Source organism: uncultured Nitrospira sp. (genome assembly GCA_902500695.1).
GTDB lineage: Bacteria > Nitrospirota > Nitrospiria > Nitrospirales > UBA8639 > Nitrospira_E.
This window is the reverse complement of the sequence record CABVRQ010000169.1, coordinates 1-2,330: the sequence shown is the minus strand read 5'-3', so window position 1 is coordinate 2,330 and position 2,330 is coordinate 1. Positions and strand designations below refer to the sequence as shown.

Genomic DNA, 2,330 nt, shown 5'->3' with positions numbered 1-2,330 from the left:
GTCGAGGAAGGCCACCCGGAAGAAATCGCCAATACCCCTCAGTCACTCTCCAGCCAATATCTGAAACCATTCGTTCCGTAAACCCCTTTCTACATTCGAGCATCGGCCATGCATTACGAGATACATCAGTGAATCGCAACATTCCACCCAAAAACTAGAAAAATACAACCCAAACCTTGGAATCATTGACGGAAATAAAATGGTAGGACTAAACTTACGAAAGTAGTACTTATTTCAGGAGGTGCTTCATGCTGGATTCTGTAATTACTCGCAAAGGTCAAGTAACAATCCCCAAGCCTATTCGTGATCAATTAGGGCTAGAAGAGGGAGAAAAAGTCATATTTATTCGACGGGGGGATGAAGTCCTGCTGAAAGTGCTTCGAGGATCAGTTCTTGACTTGAAAGGCTCTGTCATCCCATCTACTCGTCCAGAAGACTTCTCTCGAATCCGCCGGGCTGTCAAAAAAAACATAGGGGGAAAAGCAGTTGGTCGTGACTAAAGTGTTTGTCGACACGAATGTCTTTTTACGTTTTTTAACGAACGACGATCCGGTCAAAGCCAAACGAGCCGAAACTCTTTTTCGCCAAGCGACGAAAGGCCAAATTCAACTCATCACCAGCTTACTGGTGATCGCCGAAATTGTCTGGACCTTGGAATCCTTTTATCACTTAGGCAAGACCGACATTGCATCGAAAGTGGAGACCATTCTCAATACACCCAACCTCCTCTGTCCAGAGGCCGAGATCATTATCATGGCCTTAGATCTTTATGTCCAAGAAAACATTGATTTCATCGATGCCTTTCATGCCCATGATTTGCAAGCTCAGGGACTCACACAGATTGCGACCTATGATCACAAACATTTCAAACGAGTTCCTTGGCTTGAAATATATCCCCTGTAACCTTTCTCCTTCTCCCAAGACAAGGCTTCATACACGCCATCGGGAAAGAAAAAATTGCCCTGGTGGTCGAACATCACCTGGACGTCATCAAATGCGCAGATTGGGTCATCGACCTCGGCCTAGGCGGCAGCGAATCCGACGGCCACATCGTCGCCCAAGGCCCTCCGAAAGATACCGCCAATAACCAAACTTCCATCACGGGAAAATATTTAAAACCTCTTTTATGAAACCTTTTCTAAGCTCCACCATGAATTTCAAGATCCAGGAGACATTTTCCTATTCTCAGTGCCATCAATTACGGCTTTTCCACATGTCAGGCTCTCGATGTAGGTGCAAAACCGCCAGAACTGTTATGTGTACGGAATCTCCGATGAAATACACCCCGTAAGGAAAGTGCCGGAGGAGAGCACGACGAACTTCCCCTTCAAGCCGCAGGAATTGTCGAGGATTGTTTTTGATGCGCTGAAACACCAAATGGAGTTCGTTGAGGAACCGCATTCCTAAGCCGGCCTTCTGATCCTCGTACCAGACGGCAGCTGCCTGGATGTCGAGATCCGACTGAGGTTGGACGACAAGCTGTCGCGCCATACGTCAGATCAACGGTCTCGTAACTTGCGATCGATATCTGCGCGGACGTCTTCCCAGGGTCGACCAGCGGTAGGATTGGCGCGGTACGCCTCCAAGCGTTCGAGAAGGATCTGCCGGTGCCACTCGGGTACGGGAACTTGTTCGGGAGTGGATGCAATCCGATCCCAGAGGGATTGAACAAAATCAATTTGTTCCTCGACGGAGAGGTCGTCGAATCCTGAAGGGGGAGTGGGGATTATCTTGGACATGACCAGAGTTCCTAAGGTAAACCAGTATAGCGTACCTCAAAGACCAAAAAAAGTGTCCAGGAAGACATTAACTCGTCTTTTCGGACCGCACACTATTCTTGGTTTACTCAATTGTCTCGCTTTGCCCCTTTGCGCCAGGAGTCCGCGGGAAAATGGCCAAGTACCCGCCCTTGCCCTAAGGGACAAATTTCAATAATCGCTGTGAATTCACCTTTCATAGATTCCCCTTTTTTTGCAGAACAGTTTGCGATGAAGTGTGGGATCGCCCGTTTGTTATCAAAACAGGCGACAGTGGCTCGAATGGGATCCCCAACCGAATAGTATAACTCAATAGTCAGCTTCACAACCTTGTGTCCACCGTCACGGGTTTTCTTGGATAAGGTAGGCCAGGGTTTTTACCAGCTTTCCCATAACCAGGATTTCCTTTATAGTATTAGGAGAGATTGTTTATTTATTCAGAGCACTCTCACTCTTATGATCTTTCCTTCCTTTCAAAAACCTTCTTTAGTGAGACTGGAAGTCCTCACTCTCTGTTTCTTCGTTATCCTGGCCGTCGGCATTCAAGGATGTTCTGATTCCGAAGACAAAGCC

4 protein-coding genes are annotated in these 2,330 nt (G+C 47.4%); 2 read left to right on the top strand and 2 right to left on the bottom strand.

The features are described 5' to 3' along the window. Window positions 1-248 precede the first annotated feature (248 nt). On the top strand, window positions 249-500 hold the full coding sequence (locus AAH187_RS19165; RefSeq protein WP_342350094.1) for an AbrB/MazE/SpoVT family DNA-binding domain-containing protein: 252 nt from the start codon (window positions 249-251) through the stop codon (window positions 498-500). After that, entirely contained in the window at window positions 493-903 is a 411-nt protein-coding gene (locus AAH187_RS19160; protein WP_342350093.1) for a type II toxin-antitoxin system VapC family toxin, read from the top strand. The genes AAH187_RS19165 and AAH187_RS19160 overlap by 8 nt, the downstream gene beginning before the upstream one ends. Window positions 904-1,194: 291 nt before the next feature. Here AAH187_RS19160 and AAH187_RS19155 read toward each other — a convergent pair whose 3' ends face one another. Beyond that, window positions 1,195-1,491 carry a hypothetical protein gene (locus AAH187_RS19155; RefSeq protein ID WP_342350092.1) on the bottom strand — a complete coding sequence of 99 codons (297 nt, stop codon included), beginning with the start codon at window positions 1,489-1,491 and terminating at the stop codon, window positions 1,195-1,197. A gap of 8 nt (window positions 1,492-1,499) precedes the next feature. After that, window positions 1,500-1,739: an addiction module protein gene (locus AAH187_RS19150; RefSeq protein WP_342350091.1), complete on the bottom strand. Its 240-nt coding sequence runs from the start codon at window positions 1,737-1,739 to the stop codon at window positions 1,500-1,502. Window positions 1,740-2,330 lie beyond the last annotated feature (591 nt).